This window comes from Streptomyces sp. NPDC097981 (assembly GCF_040302565.1).
Classification (GTDB): Bacteria; Actinomycetota; Actinomycetes; order Streptomycetales; family Streptomycetaceae; genus Streptomyces.
This window is the reverse complement of sequence record NZ_JBEORW010000003.1, coordinates 298,645-320,647: the sequence shown is the minus strand read 5'-3', so window position 1 is coordinate 320,647 and position 22,003 is coordinate 298,645. Positions and strand designations below refer to the sequence as shown.

At 72.5% G+C, this 22,003-nt stretch carries 23 protein-coding genes; 19 read left to right on the top strand and 4 right to left on the bottom strand.

Annotation, left to right across the window (positions count from 1 at the left end):
* Positions 1 to 363 precede the first annotated feature (363 nt).
* Positions 364 to 1,662 (top strand): acyltransferase family protein, encoded by a 1,299-nt coding sequence (locus ABTY04_RS04810; RefSeq protein WP_352211858.1) that lies wholly within the window; start codon positions 364 to 366, stop codon positions 1,660 to 1,662.
* 97 nt (positions 1,663 to 1,759) lie between these two features.
* Here the strand turns inward: ABTY04_RS04810 and ABTY04_RS04805 are convergent, their stop codons facing one another.
* The 4 genes from ABTY04_RS04805 to ABTY04_RS04790 form a co-directional block, all read right to left on the bottom strand.
* Entirely contained in the window at positions 1,760 to 2,416 is a 657-nt protein-coding gene (locus ABTY04_RS04805; protein WP_352211857.1) for an NADPH-dependent F420 reductase, read from the bottom strand.
* Between the two features lie 124 nt (positions 2,417 to 2,540).
* Entirely contained in the window at positions 2,541 to 3,551 is a 1,011-nt protein-coding gene (locus ABTY04_RS04800; RefSeq protein ID WP_352211856.1) for a beta-ketoacyl-ACP synthase III, read from the bottom strand.
* A 246-nt stretch (positions 3,552 to 3,797) separates the two neighbouring features.
* A complete protein-coding gene (locus tag ABTY04_RS04795) occupies positions 3,798 to 4,625 on the bottom strand; it encodes a helix-turn-helix transcriptional regulator (protein ID WP_352211855.1) in 828 nt (275 codons plus the stop codon).
* A 125-nt stretch (positions 4,626 to 4,750) separates the two neighbouring features.
* A complete protein-coding gene (locus ABTY04_RS04790) occupies positions 4,751 to 5,545 on the bottom strand; it encodes a thioesterase II family protein (RefSeq protein ID WP_352211854.1) in 795 nt (264 codons plus the stop codon).
* On the opposite strand from ABTY04_RS04790, the gene ABTY04_RS04785 reads away from it, so the two are divergent.
* The 18 genes from ABTY04_RS04785 to ABTY04_RS04700 all read left to right on the top strand — a co-directional run bounded on the left by ABTY04_RS04785 (position 5,441) and on the right by ABTY04_RS04700 (position 21,802).
* Positions 5,441 to 6,538 carry a helix-turn-helix transcriptional regulator gene (locus ABTY04_RS04785; protein WP_352211853.1) on the top strand — a complete coding sequence of 366 codons (1,098 nt, stop codon included), beginning with the start codon at positions 5,441 to 5,443 and terminating at the stop codon, positions 6,536 to 6,538. The genes ABTY04_RS04790 and ABTY04_RS04785 overlap by 105 nt on opposite strands.
* Positions 6,539 to 6,728: 190 nt before the next feature.
* Positions 6,729 to 6,971, top strand: a complete 243-nt coding sequence (locus tag ABTY04_RS04780) for a phosphopantetheine-binding protein (protein ID WP_352211852.1) — start codon at positions 6,729 to 6,731, stop codon at positions 6,969 to 6,971.
* Between the two features lie 158 nt (positions 6,972 to 7,129).
* Complete coding sequence (locus ABTY04_RS04775) at positions 7,130 to 7,750, top strand: hypothetical protein (RefSeq protein ID WP_352211851.1); 621 nt, start codon at positions 7,130 to 7,132, stop codon at positions 7,748 to 7,750.
* Positions 7,743 to 8,651, top strand: coding sequence for a hypothetical protein (locus tag ABTY04_RS04770; RefSeq protein WP_352211850.1), 909 nt, complete (start codon positions 7,743 to 7,745; stop codon positions 8,649 to 8,651). The genes ABTY04_RS04775 and ABTY04_RS04770 overlap by 8 nt, the downstream gene beginning before the upstream one ends.
* A 95-nt stretch (positions 8,652 to 8,746) precedes the next feature.
* On the top strand, positions 8,747 to 8,965 hold the full coding sequence (locus ABTY04_RS04765) for a tautomerase family protein (protein WP_352211849.1): 219 nt from the start codon (positions 8,747 to 8,749) through the stop codon (positions 8,963 to 8,965).
* 43 nt (positions 8,966 to 9,008) lie between these two features.
* The gene (locus ABTY04_RS04760) at positions 9,009 to 9,842 is read left to right on the top strand and encodes an AfsA-related hotdog domain-containing protein (RefSeq protein WP_352211848.1); all 834 of its coding nucleotides are present in this window, start codon (positions 9,009 to 9,011) and stop codon (positions 9,840 to 9,842) included.
* Complete coding sequence (locus ABTY04_RS04755; RefSeq protein ID WP_352211847.1) at positions 9,839 to 10,540, top strand: HAD family hydrolase; 702 nt, start codon at positions 9,839 to 9,841, stop codon at positions 10,538 to 10,540. The genes ABTY04_RS04760 and ABTY04_RS04755 overlap by 4 nt, the downstream gene beginning before the upstream one ends.
* A complete protein-coding gene (locus tag ABTY04_RS04750) occupies positions 10,537 to 11,166 on the top strand; it encodes a hypothetical protein (RefSeq protein ID WP_352211846.1) in 630 nt (209 codons plus the stop codon). Before ABTY04_RS04755 ends, ABTY04_RS04750 begins: the two co-directional genes overlap by 4 nt.
* Positions 11,163 to 12,845, top strand: coding sequence for a GH3 family acyl-acid amido synthetase (locus ABTY04_RS04745; protein WP_352211845.1), 1,683 nt, complete (start codon positions 11,163 to 11,165; stop codon positions 12,843 to 12,845). Before ABTY04_RS04750 ends, ABTY04_RS04745 begins: the two co-directional genes overlap by 4 nt.
* Before the next feature lie 106 nt (positions 12,846 to 12,951).
* Entirely contained in the window at positions 12,952 to 13,806 is an 855-nt protein-coding gene (locus tag ABTY04_RS04740) for a class I SAM-dependent methyltransferase (RefSeq protein ID WP_352211844.1), read from the top strand.
* A 2-nt stretch (positions 13,807 to 13,808) separates the two neighbouring features.
* Positions 13,809 to 15,284, top strand: coding sequence for an FAD-dependent oxidoreductase (locus ABTY04_RS04735; RefSeq protein ID WP_352211843.1), 1,476 nt, complete (start codon positions 13,809 to 13,811; stop codon positions 15,282 to 15,284).
* A complete protein-coding gene (locus ABTY04_RS04730) occupies positions 15,281 to 16,438 on the top strand; it encodes a hypothetical protein (protein ID WP_352211842.1) in 1,158 nt (385 codons plus the stop codon). Before ABTY04_RS04735 ends, ABTY04_RS04730 begins: the two co-directional genes overlap by 4 nt.
* Positions 16,435 to 17,223 (top strand): DUF6182 family protein, encoded by a 789-nt coding sequence (locus ABTY04_RS04725; RefSeq protein WP_352211841.1) that lies wholly within the window; start codon positions 16,435 to 16,437, stop codon positions 17,221 to 17,223. The genes ABTY04_RS04730 and ABTY04_RS04725 overlap by 4 nt, the downstream gene beginning before the upstream one ends.
* Before the next feature lies 1 nt (position 17,224).
* Complete coding sequence (locus ABTY04_RS04720) at positions 17,225 to 17,881, top strand: LysR substrate-binding domain-containing protein (RefSeq protein WP_352211840.1); 657 nt, start codon at positions 17,225 to 17,227, stop codon at positions 17,879 to 17,881.
* On the top strand, positions 17,878 to 18,735 hold the full coding sequence (locus tag ABTY04_RS04715; RefSeq protein WP_352211839.1) for an alpha/beta fold hydrolase: 858 nt from the start codon (positions 17,878 to 17,880) through the stop codon (positions 18,733 to 18,735). The genes ABTY04_RS04720 and ABTY04_RS04715 overlap by 4 nt, the downstream gene beginning before the upstream one ends.
* Positions 18,729 to 19,607: a class I SAM-dependent methyltransferase gene (locus tag ABTY04_RS04710; protein WP_352211838.1), complete on the top strand. Its 879-nt coding sequence runs from the start codon at positions 18,729 to 18,731 to the stop codon at positions 19,605 to 19,607. The genes ABTY04_RS04715 and ABTY04_RS04710 overlap by 7 nt, the downstream gene beginning before the upstream one ends.
* Positions 19,608 to 19,613: 6 nt before the next feature.
* Positions 19,614 to 20,528, top strand: a complete 915-nt coding sequence (locus ABTY04_RS04705; protein WP_352211837.1) for a carboxymuconolactone decarboxylase family protein — start codon at positions 19,614 to 19,616, stop codon at positions 20,526 to 20,528.
* A gap of 65 nt (positions 20,529 to 20,593) precedes the next feature.
* The gene (locus ABTY04_RS04700; RefSeq protein ID WP_352211836.1) at positions 20,594 to 21,802 is read left to right on the top strand and encodes a cytochrome P450 family protein; all 1,209 of its coding nucleotides are present in this window, start codon (positions 20,594 to 20,596) and stop codon (positions 21,800 to 21,802) included.
* Positions 21,803 to 22,003 lie beyond the last annotated feature (201 nt).

Sequence of the window (22,003 nt, the reverse complement as noted above, 5' to 3'; positions counted from 1 at the left end):
AAAAGGTCCGCAGTACGCCGGAATGGTCCGGCACTGAATTATCGCGCGCCCGCACCCCGCGGAGGAAGTGCCTCCGGGTCATGGTGGTGGGACCACCAGCCACCGGCCGGTGCACGCCCCTACGCTGCCGGAACGCACGTGCCTGCCCGGCTGGTTGTCCCCGTGGTGGTGTTGGCGGCAACCGGATGATCTGGCCCCGGCAATTCCGTCTCGCCTCGGGTAGCTTTTCATCATCCGACGCCCTCGCGGCCATCATTCACTTTCTCGGTGCGTTCGGTTTGCGGCGCAAGTGGCAGCGCAAGCAGCAGCGCAACTCGCAGCACGATTCGCAGCGCACATCCCTCTTTCCTAAGGAGCAGAAACGTGTCGACGGACAGAATGCGTGTGACGGAGCACGAATCAGTGGGCACCGTGCCGCCGCCTGCCGCCGGCTCGGCGGTGCCGGGGCGTTCCCGGGCGACCCGCCTCGACACGCTGACCGGGTTGCGCTTCCCCGCGGCCTTCGTGGTGTTCCTGTACCACGCGTCGCTCCTGGCCTTCCTGGGCGTCCCCTGGCTGAGCAGCAGCTCGGCCGTCACCACCTACTACGACGCCGTCGCCCACGCCGGCGCGCTCGGCGTCACGTTCTTCTTCGTGCTCAGCGGGTTCGTACTGACCTGGTCGGCCCGGGACACCGACACCGCACCGCGCTTCTGGCGGCGCCGCTTCGTCAAGATCGTCCCCAACTACGTCCTGGTCTGGGCGCTGGCCATGCTGGTCTTCGCCGCCCCGCTGACGGACACGACGACCGGACTGCTCAACCTGTTCATGGTCCAGGTCTGGTACCCAGACTTCGCGGTCAACTTCGGGGTGAACCCCGCCGGCTGGTCCCTGGGTGTCGAGGCGGTCTTCTACCTCCTCTTCCCGGTCCTGCTCCACTGGACCAAGAAGATCCCGGCGCACCGGCTGAACCTCTGGGTCGTGGGCGTCGTCGCCGGGATCTTCGCGACACCCCTGCTGTCGACGCTGCTGGTCCCGGCCGGGGCGATGATGCCCACGGAACCCGACACGTCGATCAACCAGTACTTCTTCTCGTACATCCTGCCCCTGCCCCGGGTGCTGGACTTCGCCCTCGGCATCCTCGTGGCCCGCTCGGTCATGGCGGGGCGCTGGCGCAACATCGGCATGGTCTGGTCCGGCGTACTGCTCGCCGTCAGCTACGTGGTGGGCTACTTCACGCCGCCCATCTACTCGACGCGGGCGGTGTGCGTCATCCCCGCCGCCCTGCTCATCGCCGCCGGCGCCATCGCGGACGACGAGGGCAGGTTCACGCTCTTCCGCAACCGTGTGATGGTCTGGCTCGGCGACGTCTCGTTCGCCTTCTACCTGGTGCACTACACCGTGATGGTCGCCGTGTGGAAGCTGCTCGGCAGCACGTCGTACTCGGTTCCGGGAGCCGTCGGCCTGATGGTGCTGTGCATGGGCGTCGCGATCCTGGCCTCGTGGGCGCTGTACGCACTGATCGAGAGGCCGATCACCAGGCGCTGGTCGAATCCGAGGAAGAAGCCGGCGGCCGAGCGGCCCGCGGCCGCCGGGTCCCGGCCCGTCGCCGCCCAGGACCCGGGCGACAGGGTCGCCTCCCCCGTCGGCCCTTCCCCCGTCGGCTCCTCCCCCACTGCATGACCCCGCGCACGCGAACGAAGGGGGACCGCCTGCCCCGTCCGGCTCCGGCCGGGTGGGGCAGGCGGACCCCCTTCGTTCGCTTCGCGTTCCGCTTCCGTCAGAGGCCGGCTGCGGCGCGCAGGCCCGCGGCCGTGGAGACGTAGCCGAAGAGCGCGCCGCCGGGATCCAGGGCTGCCGATTCCGCGAGCCCGCCCAGATGGACGGGTACGAAGCCGGCGTCGTGCACCAGGGCCTCCGTCACCTGCCGGGCGTCCTGGCCGTCGGACGCGATGCCCATGCCCCAGAAGTGCGGCTGCTGCGTGCCGCGCGACCAGAGCAGTTCGTCCGGGAAGTGGGTGAAGGCGCGGGCGACGGAGCTGTCGGGCAGCCGCTCGGCGGCCCAGCTCCCCTGGGTGGTGTCCGGTCCGAGCAGCGAGACGAAGAGGCCGTTCTCCGAGACTCCGATCGGGCTGGTGGCGTCGATGACGGTCTTTCCGGCCAGCCGTCCCTCCAGCCGGTCCAGCAGGCCGTCGAGGGCCGGGTGCGGGACGGACAGCAGTACGACGTCGCTCGCCTCGACCGCGTCGGCGTACGTGGCGGCCCGCGCCCGGTCGCCCAGCGGCTCGACGAAGGAGGCGAGCCGGCCCGGGTCCCGTGAGCCGAACGTCACGCGGTGCCCGGCCGCCAGCCAGTGCCGGCCGAGCGGGCGGCCGATGTTTCCCGCACCCAGGATGCCGATGGTCAGGGGGATCGCGGACATCGCATATCCGGTCATCAGGAACTCCTCGCATTCTTCGGTGGGTTGTCGTCGGCCGGGCCGGGTCCGGGGGCGGACGTCCGGGCATGGCCGTGGGCCGCCGGTCACGTTGACCGGCGGCCGACAGAACAGCGGGTGGGTCTCAGTGCGCGACGACGTCGGGCCAGACCAGGGCGGTCGACCCCCAGGTCACGCCACCTCCGAAGGCGCTCATCAGGACGCGGTCGCCCGGTGTGACCTGTCCGCCGGCGACGGCGTCGGAGAGCGCCAGCGGGATGGAGGCGGCGGAGGTGTTGCCGACGCGGTCGAGGTTGACGACGACGCGCTCCCTGTCCATCCCGAGCTGGTCGGCAACGGCGTGCAGGATCCGTACGTTCGCCTGGTGGCCCACGAACCGGTCCACCGTCTCGGGGGCCCATCCGGCCCGGTCGAGCATCGCCTGGGAGGAGGCCGCCATACGGGTGACCGCGTGCCGGAACACCGGCTTGCCCTGCATGCTGAAGTACGCGTCGGCAGGGAGCGGTCCGGGCCCGCCGGGCGCGGCGGAGCGCTCCCGCGAGCCCCCGCCGGGAACGATGATGAGGTCCTTCAACGAGCCGTCGCTGCCGAGGTCGTGCCCCAGCAGCGCGCCCGGTTCGGCGGGGTCGCCGGCCCTCAGCACCACGGCGCCGGCGCCGTCACCGAAGATGACCGACGTGGTGCGGTCCTCCGGGTTGAGGATGGTGGAGTACGTCTCCGCGCCGATCACCAGCACGCGTTCGGCGATACCGGCGGCGATGGCACCCGCGGCGGACGCCAGCCCGTAGACGAATCCGCTGCACACGGCCGCGATGTCGTAGGCCGCCACGTTCCGAAGGCCCAGCCGGGAGGCGACGTCGGGAGCCGTCGCCGGGCACGGGTGGTCCGGAGTGGTCGTGGCGAGGACCACCAGGTCGACGTCGCCGGAGCCGGCCGACTTGAGCGCCCGCTCGCCCGCCGCCACGGCGAGGTCGCCCGTGGCGGTCCCGGGGTCGGCCCAGTGCCGCTGGGTGATGCCGGTCCTGGTGCGGATCCACTCGTCCGAGGTGTCGAGGGTCCGGGACAGCTCCTCATTGGTCACGACGCGGGGCGGGACGAACGTCCCGAGGCCGGTGAGGACCGCTGCCCGGCTCATGCCACCGCCTCGCCGGCTCGCCCGGCGCGCTGCGCGGAGGGTAAACGTCCGTGGGACAACACATAGGTCAAGGGGGCCTCCATAGTCGCCGGTGCGGGACGCCGCTACCGGGCACGGTGGAAAGGGCCGCACTCCGCTCGGGGCAGGCCGCCCGATGATTCTGCGGCGGTGTACGGAGCCCTTCCAGTGCGTGCCGGCGCTATGGGTACCGGTGGTGGTGGCAGCACCACCACCCTCCCGCCCGTCCTACTGCCAGGCCGACACGGGCCCGGCGATGCCCGGCGGCAGGTACACCAGGAGCCGGGTGCGGGCGGCGGCGTCCAGGTCCATGGTGAACAGCACGTAGGACAGACGCCCGTCCTCGGGGTGGTCCACTTCGACGGACGTCGGCACGGGCTCCTCGACCTCGTGGCGGGCCCACAGCTCGGCGAACAGAGGGTCCGCCTGCGAGAGTCGGTCCGCGATCCGCTCGTAGCGCGCGTCATCGGCGCCGTACGAGCTCTGGAGCCGGAACCGGGCGGTCATCTGACGTGCCACGAGCGGCCGGTCCGCGTACCGTTCACCGTGGGAGCCGGTGAACAGGCTGGTCAGGAAGTTGTCGTTGCCGTCGCGGCCCAGCCGCAGCACCTCGGCCGCCGGTTCGTTGACCGCGAGGACCTCCCAGTGGCGGTCGATCACGCACGCCGGCCCCGACAGCTGTGTGTCGACCATCCGTTGGAACAGTCCGGAGTCCGGGAGATCGGGATCCGACAGCGGCAGCGGGGGGTTGGCGTCCGCCAGCCGGTACAGGTGCACCCGTTCGAGTTCGCTGAGGCGCAGGGCCCGGCTGATCGCGTCGAGTATCCCGTCCGAGACCTTGATGGGGCGGCCCTGTTCCAGCCACGCGTACCACGAGGCGCTCACTCCGGCGAGGACCGCGACCTCTTCCCGGCGGAGCCCGACCCGGGCGCGCCTGGCGGCCGTCACCAGTCCGACGTCCTCGGGGGAGAGCCCTGCTCGGCGGCTCCGCAGGAAGTGCGCCAGCTGGCTGCGCTTCTTCTTCTTACCGTCGGTCCCTAAGGGCATGGCGTCCATACCGCCCGAAGGTAGGTCACGGCAACACCGGGTGTCAGCGGCAGGGATCACACGGCGAACGGTTTGGGACCCGGATGGCTGATACACGGGGTACCGGGAGTGCCCGTACCCGCACCCGCACCCGTTCAGTGCTCGACCATCCCGAGTGCGCGGCCCAACTCGGCGAAGAACAGGTCCTTGTGCTCCCGGTTGAAGAAGTGGCCGCCCGGGAGGGAGCGGAACGAGAAGCCGGCGCTGGTATGCATCCGCCACGCCGCCGCGTCCGCCTCGCGGACCAGCGGATCACCTTGGCCCAGCAGGGCGTGGACCGGGCAGGGCAGCGGACGGTGGCCCGCTGCCGGATGCCGGTACGTGGCGCACACGCGCAGGTCCTCGCGGAGCCGCTGCACGGCGGCCTTCATCCGGACCGGGTTCTCCCGCAGCAGGCGTCCGGCTCCACCCAGACCCAACAGCAGCTCTAGGGACGCTCTATCCGATAGCCCTACGGTCAGGTCGGGCGCAGCCTGGACATGCGGCGCGCGGTGGGCCCCGGCCACGAAACAGGCGGGCGGGCGCCGCCCCGCGGCGATGTGCCGCTGTGCCACGCCGTACGCGACCAGCGCTCCCATGCTGTGGCCGTAGAAGGCGTAAGGCTCGTCGAGGAAGGGGGTCAGCTGCCTTGTCACCTCTCGCACCAGGTCGTCCATCGTGCTGACGGCACCGGGGACGCCGGCTGCGGGCGCCGACCTGGGGGGCATGGACACCGGTACGACCTCCACGCCGCGACCGAGCCACTGCCCCCAGCCCGAGAAGGACCAGGCGCTGCCGCCCGCGTGATGGAAGCAGAACAGGCGCAGCCGGGTGGCCTCGTTCGTGGCCGGGATGCTCTCCGCCGTACCCGCAGCCGTGGCTGCCGGGATGTTCGCCGTTGTGTGGAACATGCCGTCAGTCTGACGCCGGATTCCGGCGGGAGGGAGTGTCTGTCGAACCGGGTGGTGCCACCACCTCCGGTGGGCCTGCCCGTCGGGCGCACCGGTCACCGAAGCAATCTTCAGAAGGAAAGAGGTCGATGCATGCAGACGACTGCATCCCCCCCGGTATCCGGACTCTTGCGGCGGACGAGGCTGCGGCATTTCCTGCGGGCCCGCAGGGAGCAGATCACACCGGAGGAAGTCGGGCTGGTGAACGTGGAGAGACGGCGCACTCCCGGGCTGCGTCGCGAGGAGGTCGCGGCTCTCGCCGGGGTCGGGGTGTCCTGGTACACCTGGCTGGAGCAGGGGCGGGACATCAACGTCTCCGAAGGGATCGTGAACGCCGTCAGCAACGCCCTGCGGCTCGGGGAGTCCGAGCGCACGTATTTCTACCGGCTGGCCGGCCACAATCCACCGCAGCCCGTGGAGGGCCACCGGTGGGACAGCGCGTACGCGCGGATGCATGCGCTCGTCGAAGGGTGGTCGCGCAATCCCGCTTACATCACCGACCGGTACGGGCGTATCGAACTGGCCAGCCGTTCGGCCCGCTCCCTGTTCCGCATCGACGCCCGCGGTGACAACTGCGTACTGAAGTTCTTCACCGAACCGTCCACGCGCGAGAAGTATCCGGAGGCCGACGAGGTGGGGCGCGGGCTGGTCGCCCAGTTCCGGGCGCAGTCGGCCCGTTTCCCGGAGGATCCGGAATTCGGCCGGATGGCGGAGCGGCTTTCCGAGCGCAGCCCGCGATTCGCCGCGCTGTGGGATTGTCACGAGGTCGTCGGCCCGAATCAGAGCAGGCGCAAGATCGCGCTCCCGCAGGCCGGGGTGCGGGTCTTCGACCGTGTGGTGATGAGCGTGCCGGAGTCTCCCGAATCGCTGCTGACCCTGTACGTCGCCCGGCCCACCAAGGAATCGGCCGAGCGGCCGCGTGAACTGATAGCCGCTCACGCCGAGGCCGCCTAGCCTTACCCTGGTTATCCGGTTCTCCGTGCCGGTGGTGTTCGCACCACCACGATCAGGAGACACTTCCTCTGCCCGTTCCCCGATCCCATGATGAATCCGTGGGACGCGGAGGAATGTGATCCGCTGAATTCACCAGCTCCGATCCCGCAACGCGAAAGTCGGCGTTCTCAGCGATTCACGGAGGAATCTCATGGATATTTCGGTCGTCAGCCGGGTGATCACGGTCCTGGGCGAACTGGAAGTGGAAACGGCGGACGTCACGCCGGACACCACGTTCGAGGCGATGGAGATCGACTCTCTGCTGCTGGAGGAACTGGCGCTGCGGCTGCAGAAGACCTTCGGCGTCGAGATCGAGATGGGTGAACTCGTCCCCGAGCAGACCGTCACGGAGGCCGCCGCGGTGATCGCGGCCAAGGACGTCGTCGTCGCCTGACGCATTCCGGATCACGGATCCCGGACCCCGGACCCCTGCCACTCCCCCACCCCCACTTCATTCATCCCCGCTTCATTCATCCCCACTTGTCGGAACCACGCGGCCGGCATCCCGCCGATCGTGCGGTCCGCCACGTTTCCGTCGAAAGGAATACCCACATGTCCTCCACCCTGCTCGTCCTCAATGAAGTCGCCGTGGCCCCCGGCCGCGAGGACCACGTCCTGGCCGAGTGGAGCAGGCTGAACCAGAAGGAGCCGGTGGCCGGCCGCGCGCTGTACCGCAGCGTGGACGACGGCAACATCCTGGAGATCACGCCGATCAAGGACCTCTCCGAGCTGGCCGGGCTGAACGCGGGCTGGAAGCAGCTCTGGGAGAGCGTCTCGCAGGACCTCGCCACGGACTTCCGCCGCCATCTCCTGGACTTCGTCGAGGCGCCCAAGGACGTGGCCGACGCGGTGCCCCGGACCCCGTACGTGCAGCTGCGCCACATCGAGGTGAAGCCCCGGGAGTACGCGGCGTACCGCGAGTGGCGGGAGAACACCATCTTCGACGTCGTCCGGCGCGCGGACCAGGTCACGGCGTTCCTCGCGTACCACTCGCTGCTCAGCTCGGAGCCGGGCGTGATGTTCGTGTCCGGGTTCGAGTGCGAGCCGGCGGAGTACCAGGCCGTGTTCACCTCGCCGGAGTACCAGGACATCGTCCAGCAGGCGGGCGACCGCTACATCGTCGGCGGCGAGAGCGGCCTGTACACGCGCATCTACCAGCGTGCCGATGTCTGAGAACGCCACTGCGGCCCGCCCGGCCGGGCTCGCGACCCCGAACGCCAGAGAGACCCACGAACTCGCCCTCACGACCCAGGGCCCGCTCTACCCCCCGAGCGAGGTCATGGACGGCGACGGCAACTTCGTGGTGGTGGGCGTGATCAACCGGCCCGCCCCGGCCGGAGCGGCCGCGCCCGAGTGGGGCGCGGCCGTGGTCTCGCCGGACAGCCCGGTGCCCGAGTTCGGCCGCCTCGCCCCGTACACGGTGCTGCGCGAACTGGACACCGACCCCGGCGGGGCGGACCGGGACCTCGTTCTCCACACCCTGCCGCTGCCCCTGCCGTGCAACAACTACCCGATGGTGTTCGCGCCGGAGCAGCTGCCCGACGCCGGCCGGGTGCAGCGGCCGAGTCACGCCTTTCACCAGGTCCCCATCCCGGACCTGCGCGCGGAGGACGGGCCCAAGATCGTCGAGCCGGTGACGTTCGGCCGGTGGATGCAGGCGAGCGGGACCCTGGAGGTCGGGGTCACCCCGGACGGCCGGTCCGGGACCTTCGACTTCGAGTTCTCCCGTCTCGTGCCCGACAGCGTCTACACGGTGATGTCGCTGCGGGCCCGTGACCTGGATCCGGCGGGCCCGACCCGGCCGGGCCCGCTCGGTGTGCCGAACGTGTTCGTCACGGATGCGGACGGCTCCGGCCGCTACCACGCCACGATGCCGGACCCGTTCCCGGACCCGGATCTTCCGGGTGCCAACCGGATCATCAACGTCGTCGTGCTGTGGATGAGCTACCAGCGCAGCTACGGCGGCGCCATCGGGGAGTTCGGCCTCGGCGGTGACATCCACGCCCATCTCAAGCTGCGCGGCCCGTCCTTCCAGGACCTGCGGACCACCGGGGCCGGGGCCCCACGGCCCTGACGGTGGCCGCCGCACCCGCGGCAACCACCGGGGCGGGCCGCCGGGCCGCCCCGGAAGACCAGACACGCAAGACCAGACAGACCCGGAGAGGTCCCATGCCCATCATCTCCGTCACCACCTGGGACGGCCAGGACGACGCCCAGTGCCAGGAACTCATGGAGGAGCTGACCCGGACCGTCAGGCGCGTCACCGGAGCGCCCCTCGACAAGATCACGGTCTACATCCAGGAGGTGCCGCGCAACCGCTGGGCGGAGGGGGGAGCCCTGGGCGACGACCCGAAGTTCCCGCAACTGAGCCGGCGCCTGACCGAATGACGTGACACCCACACCACCACCCGAACAGGAAAGGTCGAGAGTCATGCCCCATGAAACGTCCCGGGCCGCCGATGCCAAGCCGGGCACACTGTTCCTCGTGGGCGATGTGTTCGCCGAGTTCGCCCACAACGAAGGCGTGTTCACCGTCTCCCAGCTGGCCCGTCTGATCAAGAACGGCACGTTCCCGGACGGCGGCGCCGAGGCCCGCGTGAGCGTGGGGCAGGGCGTCTCCCTGTTCGACGTCCAGTTCGTACGCGACACCCTGGCCCGGCGCGGGCTCGCGGACCTGGTCGTCATCGACGACCAGGCGCTGCACACCCGCGCCGGGCGGGAGATCGCGCACAAACACCGTCCGGAGAACGTGCTGATCTCCCAGCCGCGTCCGGTCGGCGACGACTGGTACGAAGCGGACCTGCTGGTGGACGGCGACAACGAGGTGATGTCCGACCACCTCACCGGCCAGCACATGCAGGGCATGCTGGCCACGGAGGCCGGGCGGCAGATGTTCATCGCGGTGGCCGAGCAGTACTACCTGGCGCCCGAAGCGGTCGGCAGCAGCTACTTCGTCATCGACTCCTTCGCGACCCGGTACCGCAACTTCCTCTTCCCGCTCCCCGCGGTGGTGCGGTGCCGCGTGCTCGCCCACCGCTCCCCGCACCGCACCCGCACCACGTTCCACTGTGAGCTCTCCGTGAGCCAGAACGGGTCGGAGACCGCCGGCATGGACGTCCGGTTCACGGCCTTCGACACCCAGGTCTCCCACGCCAAGGAGACGAAGGCGGCGCAGCGTTCCCTGCAGGACGGTGTGGCGCTGGCGACGGCGGCGGCCGCCGCGGAGGCGGCGAACCCGGCGCGGGCGGAGGTCCGCACGTCATGACCGAGTACCTGTCGGGCGGGGACCGGCCGGCCCGGCCCACCATCGTCTTCAGTGATGTCGACGAGACGCTGATCGCGGTCAAGAGCATGTTCGACTTCCTCCACTACCAGCTGGTGCGCCGCCACGGCGTGGCCGGCGAGGAGGAGTACGAGCGGATCAAGGCGGTGATCCGCCGGCGCGTCGCCGACGGGGCGCCCCGCGAGGACGTCAACCGCTTCTACTACGGCCACTACGCCGGCGAGCCGGTGGAGACGATCGCGCGTCTGGCGGACGACTGGTTCACCGAACACACCGCGTCCACGCGGGGCTTCTGGATCGAATCCACCCGTCGGGCCCTGCGCGGGCACCGGGCGGCCGGCGCCTCCCTCGTCCTGGTCTCCGGCTCGTTCCCGCCCCTCCTGGAGCCGCTGGCCCGTGAGGTGGGGGCCGAAACGGTGCTCTGCACGCGCCCGCTGATCGCGAACGGCCGGTACACCGGCGCGGTGGACATCCCGGTCATCGGCGAGGGCAAGCGCGCCGCGGTGCTCGGCCACCTCGCCTCCCGGCCCGATGTCGACCCGCGGGACTGCCACGCGTACGGAGACCACGTGTCCGACCTGCCGATGCTGGAACTCGTGGGGCACCCCGTGGTCGTCGGCGACGACGACGAGCTGCGCACAGCCCTGGCGCGGCACTCCGAGTCGGTGTCCGCCCGATGAGCGGGCCCAGGTTCCACGTACTGCTGGGGCCCGACGGCGCTGGGAAGTCCTCGGTCATGCGCCGGCTCGTGCAGCGGCTGCCCGAGTGGCGGATGGTGTCGGCGGACAGCGCGTTCACCGCACCCGAGCACGCGCTGATCCCCCGGCTGCGGCAGGACGTGCACGACCATCTGCTGCCGGGCCTCGGCACCGCGTACTCCGTGGACTTCCTGGCCAGCGTGCTGCAGACGGCCGTGGTCCACCTCAGGGACCAGGTGCGCGAGGCGGACCCGCGGGTTCCGGTGCTCGTGGACTCCTACTACTACAAAATCCTGGCGAAGTGCCGGATGGCCGGCGTCCAGGACAGCCGGATGTACTCCTGGTGGCGTTCCTTCCCGCAGCCCAGCGGGGTGGTCTACCTCGACGTCTCGCCCGTGGCCGCCTGGCGCCGCAGGGGCGACGGGGCGCGGCTCAACGCCCTGGAGTACGACGGGGACGCCGGCGACCGGGCGGACTTCGAGCGCTACCAGAGGAACCTGCGGAAGCTGCTGCTGGAGGAGGTGCGGGAGTTGCCGGTGACGATGCTGCGCGAGCAGGCCGACGCCGACCGGGCGGCCGAGGCCGTACGGGGGGTGCTGTCCGCGTGAACGCCTCTTCCGTCTGGCACACCCCGGGCCACACCGGCCGCTACCGCGGGCGCGTGTTCGCGGCACGCGAGCGGCTGGCCGGCGAGCACGCCGACCTGCGCGACGCGCAGCAGCGCGTCCTGACCGATCTGGTGGGATTCAACGCCTCGACCACTTTCGGCAGGAAGCACGATTTCGGCCGCACGCTCACGATGGACGACTTCCGGTCGGCCGTCCCGGTGCGCGACTACTCCGACCACGCCCCCCTCATCGAGCGGACGGCCGCCGGGGAGCGGAACCTGCTGTCGGCCGACGCCCCCGCCGTCTACTTCACCAGCAGCGGCAGCACGGGAGCGCACAAGAAGGTGCCCGTCACCCCGCGCTTCATGAAGACGACGTTCATGCCGTTCTACTTCGCGGCGTGGGCCCCCCTGATCGAGCACTTCCCGGACGTGCTGGACCGGCCCGACGCCGTCCTCAACCTCAAGCACGATCCGCTGGGCGCCCCGCCCACCACCGCCGACGGCCGCCCGCACGTGGGCGCCAGCCAGGTGGACTTCGGCGCCCGGTTCGGCGAACCCCTCTCCGCGGAGCCCGGCACGGGTGCGCCCTGGGCCGCGCTCGCGGTGCCCACCGATCCGGGTGACCACCTGGAACGGGCGTACCTGCGGCTGCGGCTGGCCGTGCAGAGCGACGTGCGCTGCCTGATCGGCATCAATCCGGCGATGATCGCCGCCGTGCCGTACCAGCTGAACCTGTGGTGGCCGCGGATCGTGAAGGAGGTGCGCGACGGCACCCTCGGCGGCCTGCCCCACCGCGACCCGGACCCCGGGCGCGCCGCCGAACTGGAACAGCTCGCGGAGTACTTCGGCACCGTGCGCCCGGCGCACGTGTGGCCCCGCATGCGGGCGCTGTTCTGCTGGACGACCGGAGTGGCGTCGCTGTACCTGCCCGCGCTGCGGGAGGAGTTCGGCTCCGGCGTCACCGTGCTGCCGGCGCCGGTGGCCGCCTCCGAGGGCCCGGTCGGCGTGGCGCTGGACCGGCACGCCTCGGCGGGCAGCCTCGTCGCCTCGGCCTCGGTGTACGAGTTCGTGCCCGCCGATCAGGATCTCGCCCCCGACAGCGCCACCCTGCTGCCGCACGAGCTCGAAGCCGGCCACGACTACCACGTGATCTTCAGCCACGTCGGCGGGCTGTACCGGTACGCGGTCGGCGACGTGGTCCGGGTCGTGGACACGGCCGGCGGGGTGCCCCGGGTGGAGTACGCGGGCCGCGGCGGCCGCTCCGACGCGGTGGGCGAGCGGCTGCGTGACGCGGAGGTGGTCAGGGCCCTGCACACGGCCCTGGGCGCCGGCGGACTCGGGCTGCACAACGTGGCGTGCCGGGTGGAGCCGGCGGCGGACGACACCGCGCACTACGTCTTCGCGATCGCTCCCCGCTCCTCCTGGCACGAGCGGGAGACCGCCCGTTTCACCGCCGCCCTGGACTGTTCCCTGGCGGCGGAGTCCGCCGGGTACGCGAAGGCCCGGGCGGCCGGCCTGCTGGGGGGCCCGGCCGTGCGCCTGCTGGACGCGGAGGCGTTCGCCCGGGACTGGAACGAGGCGGTCGGCACGGGCATCCGCCCGACCCAGGTCAAGGACCGCCTCTTCCGGCAGGACGCCGCTCTCTGGGACCGCCTGACCGCGCCGCAGCGCGCCTGACCGCAGCGCCCGACCGCGACACGGGGCCGCTGACCGCCCCGCCGGCACACGTCTGCCGTCCGACGTCCGACACCCGCACCCGTCCCCCCGCGACAAGGAGCCCTGCATGCCCGTGCTCAACCCCGTCGAACGGACCGCCCTGCTCACCGCGGCCCTGCGGGCCGCCGAGACCCGCCGCGAGGACCGGCTGTACGAGGACCCGTACGCCGCCGGACTGGTCGCAGAGACGGGTCCGGAGCTGCTGGCCGAGATCCGGGCCGCCACGTTCCCGCCGGACCGGCCGCGGACCCTGCCCAGCACTCCGGACTACAACGCCATCCGCACCCGGTTCTTCGACGACCTGCTGCAGGAGGCGGCCCAGGATCCGGGGACGAGCCAGCTCGTGCTGGCCCCGGCGGGCATGGACTCGCGCGCCTACCGGCTCCGGTGGCCCGGGCACATCCGCTGCTTCGAGGTCGACCGGCCGGCCGTGCTCGACTTCAAGGCCGAGCGGCTGCGGGGCGCCCGCCCCCGGGTCGACCACCGCACCGTCGCCGTCGACCTCACCGCCGACGACTGGGAGGACCGCCTCGTCGCGTCCGGCTACGACCCCGCCGTCCCCTCGGTGTGGCTGCTGGAGGGGCTGCTCTACTACATACCCGAGGCCGACGCGCACCGGATGCTGGAGCGGGTCGCCGCCCTCTCCGCGCCCGGCAGCCGGATCGCCGCCGACATCGTCAACCGGGCCGCCCTGGACCTTCCGCACATGCGGGGCCTGCTCGACGTCTTCGCGGGCTGGGGGTGCCCCTGGGTGTTCGGCACCGACGAGCCGGAGGCCCTGTTCGAGCGGTACGGGTTCGACGTACGCGCCGTCCAGCCGGGCGAGCCCGACGCCGACTACGGGCGGTGGCCCGACCCGGTGCCGCCGCGCGGGGTGAAGGACGTACGGCGGGTGTTCTTCGTCCACGGCAGGCGTCGCTGACCATGACGAGCACCGTGATCGCGGGGGGCGGCATCGCCGGCCTCGCCATGGCCCTGGCGCTCGGCGGGCGCGGCCACCGGGTGCGGGTGCTGGAAAGGAGCGCGCCCCCGCCGGACGGGCCGGTCGTCACCTGTGCGGAGCTGTGGCAGCGGCCCGGGGTTCCCCAGGCCCTCCACGACCACATCCTGAACGCACTCGGCGTACGGATGCTGCGCCGCCGCGCTCCGGCCGTCCTCGACGCGGTGCTGGCGGAAGGGGCCCGGCTCGTCGACCTCACCGCCGCGGCACCCCGTGCCGCCGATGCCGCCCGGGATCCGGGCGACGACGACCTCGTCACGCTGCTCGTGCGCCGTCCCGTACTGGACCTCGTGCTGTACCGGGCCGCGCTGGCCCTGCCGGGCGTGACCATCAGCCACCGCACGACGGTCGCGGGCCTGCTGCGGGCCCCGTCCGGGCCGACGGGACACCGGGTGGCGGGAGTCGTCACGGACGGCGGCGAGAAGATTCCCGCCGACGTGGTGGTCGACGCGTCCGGCCGCAGGTCCGCGTCCCGGGCCTGGCTCGCCTCGGCACGCCTTCCGGTGCCGGACGACCTGACCGGCCCGAGCCGGCTGCACGCCTTCGGCCGCTTCTACCGGCTGCGCGACCCCGACGGCCCGCCGCCGGGCCCGCTCAACCGGGGCAACGCGGCCGGGGGCATCTGGGGCCACTACTCGGCCGTGCTGCACCCTGCGGACAACGACGTCTTCGCCATCACCCTCGGCGCGCTGCCCGGCGACCGCACGACGGCGGCCCTGCGCACGTCCGGGGCGTTCACCGCCGCCTGCCGCGTCTCGCCGTTCCTGGGCGCCTGGGTCGACGAGGACGCGGCGCAGCCGCTCGGCCCGGTACGGACCGTCGCCATGCCGCCGAACATCCTGCGCGGCGGCGCCGCGACGGACCTGCGGCGCCCGGTCGCCGGACTCCTCCGGGCCGGGGACGCCGCCTGCGTCACCGATCCGATGTTCGGCCGCGGCATGTCCCTGGCTCTCGCGCACGCCTTCCTGCTCGCAGACCTGATCGAGGAACACCCGGCGGCGGACGACCGGTTGGGGCCGGCGGCCGCGGACCTCGCCGACCGCGTGCTGCGCCCCTGGTACGAGCAGGGGGTGCACGACTCCTGGTCGCGTGCCGAACGGTGGCGGGCCGAGACGGGGGCGCCCCCGGCCCCCCGGCCCGGCGGCACGCCCGAACCGGCCGTGCCCGGGAGCGTCTGCGCGGCCGCGCTGGCCGCGGCGGCCACCGACCGCACCGTATGGCGGGGGATCACCCGCATCCAGACGAGCCTGAGCACTCCTGCGGAGGTCTTCGCCGACGCGGGGTTCCTGGCCCGCGTACGGTCCGCGCCCGTCGCCTCCGGGCAGCCCGGGCAGTCCGGCCCCCGGCCGCCGACCCCCGCCGAACTCCGGCACGCCATCGCCGCCCGGAAGGAGGGATGAAGGTGCCGCCCCGCAAGAACGTCCTGCTGGCGCCGGTCACGGTCACCCCCACCAAACCGCTGACCCCCAGCCACCTCAAGGGTCTGCTGTGGACCGACGTGATGTTCCGGGCCACCGCGCCGCTCGCCGCGGTGACCTACCGCTACAGCCACACCACCTATCACGTCACCGAGCAGACGGTCGGCTTCTGGGAGTACCTCGACCGCACCCACGGCGAGACCGACTACACACAGCTCTCCGAGGAGGACATCGGAGAGCTCTACGTCCGCCACCGGGCCGAGGAACGGCCCCGGGGCGCCGACGTCCTGCGGCCCTACCGGGACGCCGTCGAGCACAGCGGCTGGGTCCATCCCGCGAGCGAGCGGATGCTGCGGCTGTGGGCCGGGCACTACGAGCGGCTGGGCATGCACGACCCGGGCCTGCGGGAACACCAGCCGCCGGGCCTCGGGCTGGAGGAGATGCTCGACCGGCTCGCCGCGTCCGGCCTGGTGCTCGACCAGCGGCACTGCGGAGGCCCCGTCTACCTGGACCTCACCCGGTACGGAATGCCGCTGCGCCGGATCGTCACGGCGGACGGCCGTCCCAACTACCTCGCCTGCGCCCTGCGTGAACTGCTGCCGCTCGCACCCTGGTACGACGAGGTCGTCCTGCTGTACGACCGCGAACTCGACGCGGACTACCAGCTGCTGAACCGGGTGCTGACCAGGCTGGGGCCGACCGTGCGCCGGGTGCCGATCGGCCGGGTGCCCATCGACGGCAAGATCACCTCGGCCCGGCACGGCGGCTGGCGCGGCCACACGGCCGGCGCGCTGCTACGGGCCGCGGCCGAGGCGTGCGACGGCGACGGCGACGCCACCGGGGCGCTCCGGCTCGGCATGCGCCTGTACTTCATCGCCACCCTCGGCCCGGGGCAGCAGCAGTCGTTCCGCCATGACCTGCTGCGGCACTGCCTGACGGTGGCCGCCCGGCTCCTGAGCCGCTCCGGGGCCGCCGCCGCGACCGGCACGGCCACCGGTGCGGGCGATCTGGCCGACGCGCTCGACCGGCACCGGCGGGGCCATGCGTACGTCGATCCCTACCGGCTGGCCTGCTCTCTCCTGGGCAAGGGCCGGCCCGCCCCTGATCCCGGACTCCTGAAGGCGGTGTTCCTGTGACCGGTTCCCTCCACCCCGTGCCGGCCGCGGCCCTCGCGCCGCCGGCGCCCTCCCCGCTGTCCTCGGCGGTCCTGCTCAAATCGGCTGCGGACCGGCTGCGGTCGGCCCGCCCGGAACTGGCGGGACGTCTCGACCTGTCCAGCACGCAGGCCCTGCGGGCCGTCCGGGACGGGTTCCACGGTCTCCGCGACGCCGACGGCGACGAGGTGCTGGCCGTGGTCGTCATCGGGCGGCTCGACCTGCCCCGGTGGGTGCGCGAGACGTGCGCCTTCGCCCTCGCCCTGGCACCCGGGGCGCGGGACACATGGCGGCGCGCCTTCACCCGTACCGTCTACCTGGCCGGGAACCCGGCCAACCTCCGCGAGAGGTTCGCCTTCGACCACGTCGCCGGCGACAACTCGGTCGCCTGGGCCGGGCCCGCGCCCGGCGCTGCGACGGCCACGCTGCGCCGGCTGCTCAAGGCCTTCGAGGCCTCGCACGAGCTGACCGCCCGGCCGCCGGCCTGCGTGACGGTGCCCGGCCGTGCGGGAGCCCGGCCCCCGGTCCGCCGCGACCTGTACATCGCCACCGCCAAGGTGACCGTCACCGACGCGCTCGTACACGTCAACCACCTTCTCGCCGAGGCCGTCCTGGACGGGCTGATCGGCCCCGGAGACCGCTTGACGCTGCGGTTCGTGCCGCGCCTGACGGGCCTGGGCGCGCAGCTCGCCATGCTGCGCGTCGACACCGATGTCCACCGCCCGGACGAACTCCAGGCATACGCCGGACTGACCACGGAGGTCTGAAATGCCATCGCCCCACACCCGTACGAGCCGCGGCGCCGCGGGCACCGCGCTGCGCCCCGTCCGCCTGGGCGTCCACGGCTCCACGCATCTGGCGTCCTGCCTGGTGGCCGCGGCCGGGCACCCGCATGCGTCGGTGGAGTACGTCCCCTACGAGGTCACCGAGCCGTTCGGGCCGCTGCGCGCCGGCCGCATGGACATCATGGTCGTCAAGTACGACCCGCTGGAGCCGGACATCGCCGTGAGCCGCCCCGTCGGCTTCGACGGGCGGGCCGTGCTCGTGGGAGCCCACCACCCCCTGGCCGGCCGCGCCACGGTGTCGGTCGAGGAGGTCGCGGAGTACGAGGGCTTCCGGTGCCCCGGTGACTTCCCGGCCCGGGTCTGGGACTTGGTGGTGCCCCCGCGGACCCCCCGGGGCCGTGCCATTCGCCGAGTCCACGCCATGACGACGCTCACCGCGATGGCGGACCTGCTCGGGAGCACCTCCGCGATGCACCTGTCCTTCCAGTCCCTGGACGCGGTGGTTCCACCGGACATCAAGGTCGTACCGGTGCACGACCTACCGCCGTCGCCCGTGGCCTTCGCCTGGCTGCGCGGCACCGAACCGCCCGCGCACGTACGGCAGTTGGTCTCCGACGCGGAACGGGCGGCGCAGCGGTGAGCGCCGTACGGCACGACGCGGCGGCCGGGCCGGGGCCCGCGGAGCCGGGGCGGGCGGAGCCCGGGGCGGACCCGGGCGGGGACCGCCTCCCCGTCGTCCTCCTCCACGCCCTGCCCCTCGACTCGTCCATGTGGGACGGGACGGCCCGGGGGCTGCGCGCCCTGGGCCACCGCGTCCTCACCCCCGACCAGAGGGGTTTCGGGGCCGCCGCACCGCCGGCGGACCGCTCTCCCTCGCTCGATCTCGTGGCCGACGACCTGGCCCGGGAACTCGACCGGCAGGGCATCGACTCCGTCGCGCTCGCAGGCTGCTCCATGGGCGGCTACGTGGCGATGGCGTTCCTGCGCCGCCATCCGCACCGCGTCCGCGCGCTGGCCCTGCTGGCGGCCAGGGGCACGGCCGACACCGCGGAGACGGCCGGGCAGCGCAGGCGGTTCGCGGACGCCGTCCTCGACGAGTCCGCGCGCGCCCGGATCGTGGCGGCGACCACGCCGTCCCTGCTGGGGGCAACCGCCCGCGCCCGGCAGCCGCGCCTGCTGGAACGGGTGAGCGGCCTGGCGCTGGCGGCCCGGCCGCAGTCCGTCGCCTGGGCCCAGCGGGCCATCGCGGCGCGTACGGACTCCACGGCCGTCCTGCGTGCGGCCGACGTGCCCGCCGTGGTCGTCATCGGTGTCGAGGACGAGCTCGTCTCCCTCGACGAGGCCTGCCGGACGGCCGCGGCGCTGCCGCGCGGCCGGCTCGTCGCCCTTCCCGGTGTCGGCCACCTCGCTCCGCTGGAGGCTCCGGAGGCGACCCTGGAGATCCTCGCGGACCTGCTCGCCCACGCGCAGACCGCCGGGACGGCGGCATGCTGACGGCGGACCACGCGGCGTGGGGGTACACGACGTCCACCGGACTGGCCTTCACCCACGAGGAGATCGTGGATCCGCACTTCGAGGCCTGCGCCGCTTACTACCTGGACGCCTTGGACGGCGTCGGCATCCGGCCCGGGTGGCACGTGCTGGACGCGGGCTGCGGCAGCGGTGCGTTCCTGCCCCGGATCGCGGAACTCGTCGGCCCCGAGGGCCGGATCTCGGCCCTCGACCTGGCCGGGGAGAACGCGCAGCGCGCGGCGGAGCGGATGCACGGCCACCCCGTACGCGCGCGGCTGGAGGTGCGCCGGGGCAGCATTCTCGACCTGCCGTACGCGGACGGCACGTTCGACGCGGTCTGGTGCGCGAACACGACGCAGTACCTCGACGACGGGGAACTGGCACGCGCCCTGGCGGAACTGCGCCGGGTCACCAGGCCCGGCGGGCTCGTCGCAGTCAAGGACGTGGACGGTTCGCTGAGCACCGTCAGCCCGGCGGACCCCTTCCTGATCACCGACTTCTTCCGCGAGTGCGCCAAATCCCCCGGCTACGCCCGCCAACTGCTCAGGGGCCGTGACCTGTACCGCCTGCTGCGTGCGGCGGGGCTGACGGCGGTACGCCGGCGCACGGTCCTCATGGAGCACCACGCCCCCCTGCCCCCGCCCGCCCTGCGGTTCTACGCGCACGCGTGCGCGCGGTTCGCCCGGCAGGCGGTGGCCGAGGGCGTCCCGGGGAACTGGGCCCCCTTCCTCGACCCCGACGATCCGGCCAACCCATTGCGCGACCCGGACGGATACATCAGCGAGGGCAACGTCATCGCGATCGGCACGGTGCCCGCGGGCCCCTGCCCCCCTACTTCCGAATCGATGGATTGAGACACCGTGAACACATCACGCACGACAGCCGAGATGACCCGCCGCGCCACGCTGACCGGGGGCGCCCTCGTCGGCATCGGCCTCGCCGAGGGGTTGCTGGCCTCGACACCGGTGGCGGCCGCTCCGGCTGCGGCCGGCGAGAACGCCCGCTACGAACGGGGACTGGCCGTCCTGCACGAGACCTCGGGCGATCGCGGCGCGGCCGTGGTCGATTCGCTGAAGGACATCGCCCCGGACCTCGGCCGCTTCGTCGTCGAGTTCGCCTACGGCGACGTCTACTCCCGGCCGGGGCTCGATCTGCGCGAGCGGGAACTGTCGACGGTCGCGGCGCTGGCCGCCCAGGGGGACACCGCACCGCAGCTGAACTTCCACATCGACGCGGCACTGCACGTCGGAGTGCGCCCCGAAGAGGTCATCGAGGCCCTGATCCACATCGTCCCGTTCACGGGATTCCCCCGGGCGCTCAACGCGGTCGGTGTCGCCCGGACCGTCTTCGCCGACCGGGGCGTCACCTTCGAACCGCCCGTCATGAACGATCAGCGCGACCGCTACATACGCGGGACCGAGAGGCTCGTGGAGATCGACGGCCACCACGGCCTGGAGGTCATCGAGTCGCTCAAGGACATCGCCCCGGACCTCGGCCGGTTCATCGTCGAGTTCACCTTCGGCGACGTCTACCACCGCCCGTGGCTGACGCCGAGGCGGCGCCAGCTCGTCACCGTCGCCGCGCTGACCGCCTTCGGCGACACCGCTCCCCAGCTGCGGGTCCACATCGGCGCCGCGCTGAACGTCGGCCTGACCCCGGCGCAGGTCGTGGAGACGCTGATCCACGTGGTGCCGTACGCCGGATTCCCGCGGGTGCTCAATGCCGTCGCGGTGGCCCGGAACGTGTTCGAGGCGCGGCACACGCCGGTTCTGTAGGACGGACCCCGCCGCCCCGGCGTCCGTGCGTGCACCACCCCGCCACCGAAAGGAATCCGGTCACCATGGGACCGTACGTCACGGCAGACCTCGGGGCGCTCGGCGAGGAGTTCACCAGGAACCCGTACCCGGTCTACGCCGCACTCCGCGCCCGGGGCCCGGTGCACCGGGTCCGGGTGCCCGAGGGCGCGGAGGCCTGGCTCGTGGTCGGCCACGACGCCTGCCGGGCCGCCCTCACCGACCCCACCCTGTCCAAGTCCTGGAAGGACGCCTCACCTGCGCTGCCACTGGCCAGGCTCTCCGCGGGCGAGAACCTGCTGAGCTCGAACCCGCCGGACCACACGCGGCTGCGGGGGCTCGTGGCCAGGGAGTTCACGGCGCGCCGCGTCGAGGCGCTCGCCCCGCGCGTACGGGCCCTGACCGGGGAACTCCTCGACGCCATGCTCGCCCGGCCCGCCGGGGAGGCCGACCTCGTCGAGGCCCTCGCGTTCCCCCTGGCCATGGGCGTCATCTGTGAGCTCCTCGGCGTGCCCTCCCTCGACCGCGCCGCCTTCCGCGACTGGGCCGAACAGGCGCTGAGCAGCGCGGACCGTGACACCCGGACCGCCGCCACGGCCGCGATGACGCACTACCTCGCCGGCCTGGTGGACGACATGCGCAGCCGGCCCCGCGACGACCTGATGAGCGCCCTCATCCGCACCACCGACGAGGACGGCGGCCGGCTCTCCCCCGACGAACTCATCGGCATGGCCTGGCTGCTGCTCGTCACCGGCTTCGAAACCACCGTCCATCTCATCGCCGGGGGAGTCCTCGCGCTGCTGCGGCACCCCGACCAGCTCGCCGCACTGCGCGCCGACCCCTCGCTCATCGACAACGCCGTGGAGGAGATGCTGCGCTACGAGGGGCCCGTCGAGACCACCACCTACCGCTTCACCACCGAACCCGCCGAGATCGCCGGTGTGCCCGTGCCCGGGGGCGGCGAGCTGGTGCTGGTCGCGCTCGCCGACGCCGACCGGGACCCCGCGCGCTTCCCCGATCCGGACCGCTTCGACATCCGCCGCGCGGCGGGCGGCCACATCGCGTTCGGCCACGGCATCCACCACTGCCTGGGCGCCCCTCTGGCCCGCCTCCAGGCCCGTACGGCCGTCACCGCGCTGCTGGACCGCTGTCCCGCACTGTCCCTGAACGCCGGCCCCGCCGCTCTCGCCTGGCGCTCGGGCCTCCTCATCCGGGGCCCCCGGGAGCTCCCCGTCCGCTGGCTTCCCCGGACCTGAGGGTTCCGGGCCAGGTCCGAACCTTCCGGCACGGACCTCGCGAAGCGGGCTGCACGCCCGACCCCGGCGGTGCCCGCGGCACCACGCGATGTGAAATCTTCACCTCGCGGTGGTGACAGGGGCACTGTCCTGTGATCACCGGATCCTCGCAGAATCGTCAGTGAACGGAACGAACCCGCGCCACGACGACGCAGAGGGAAT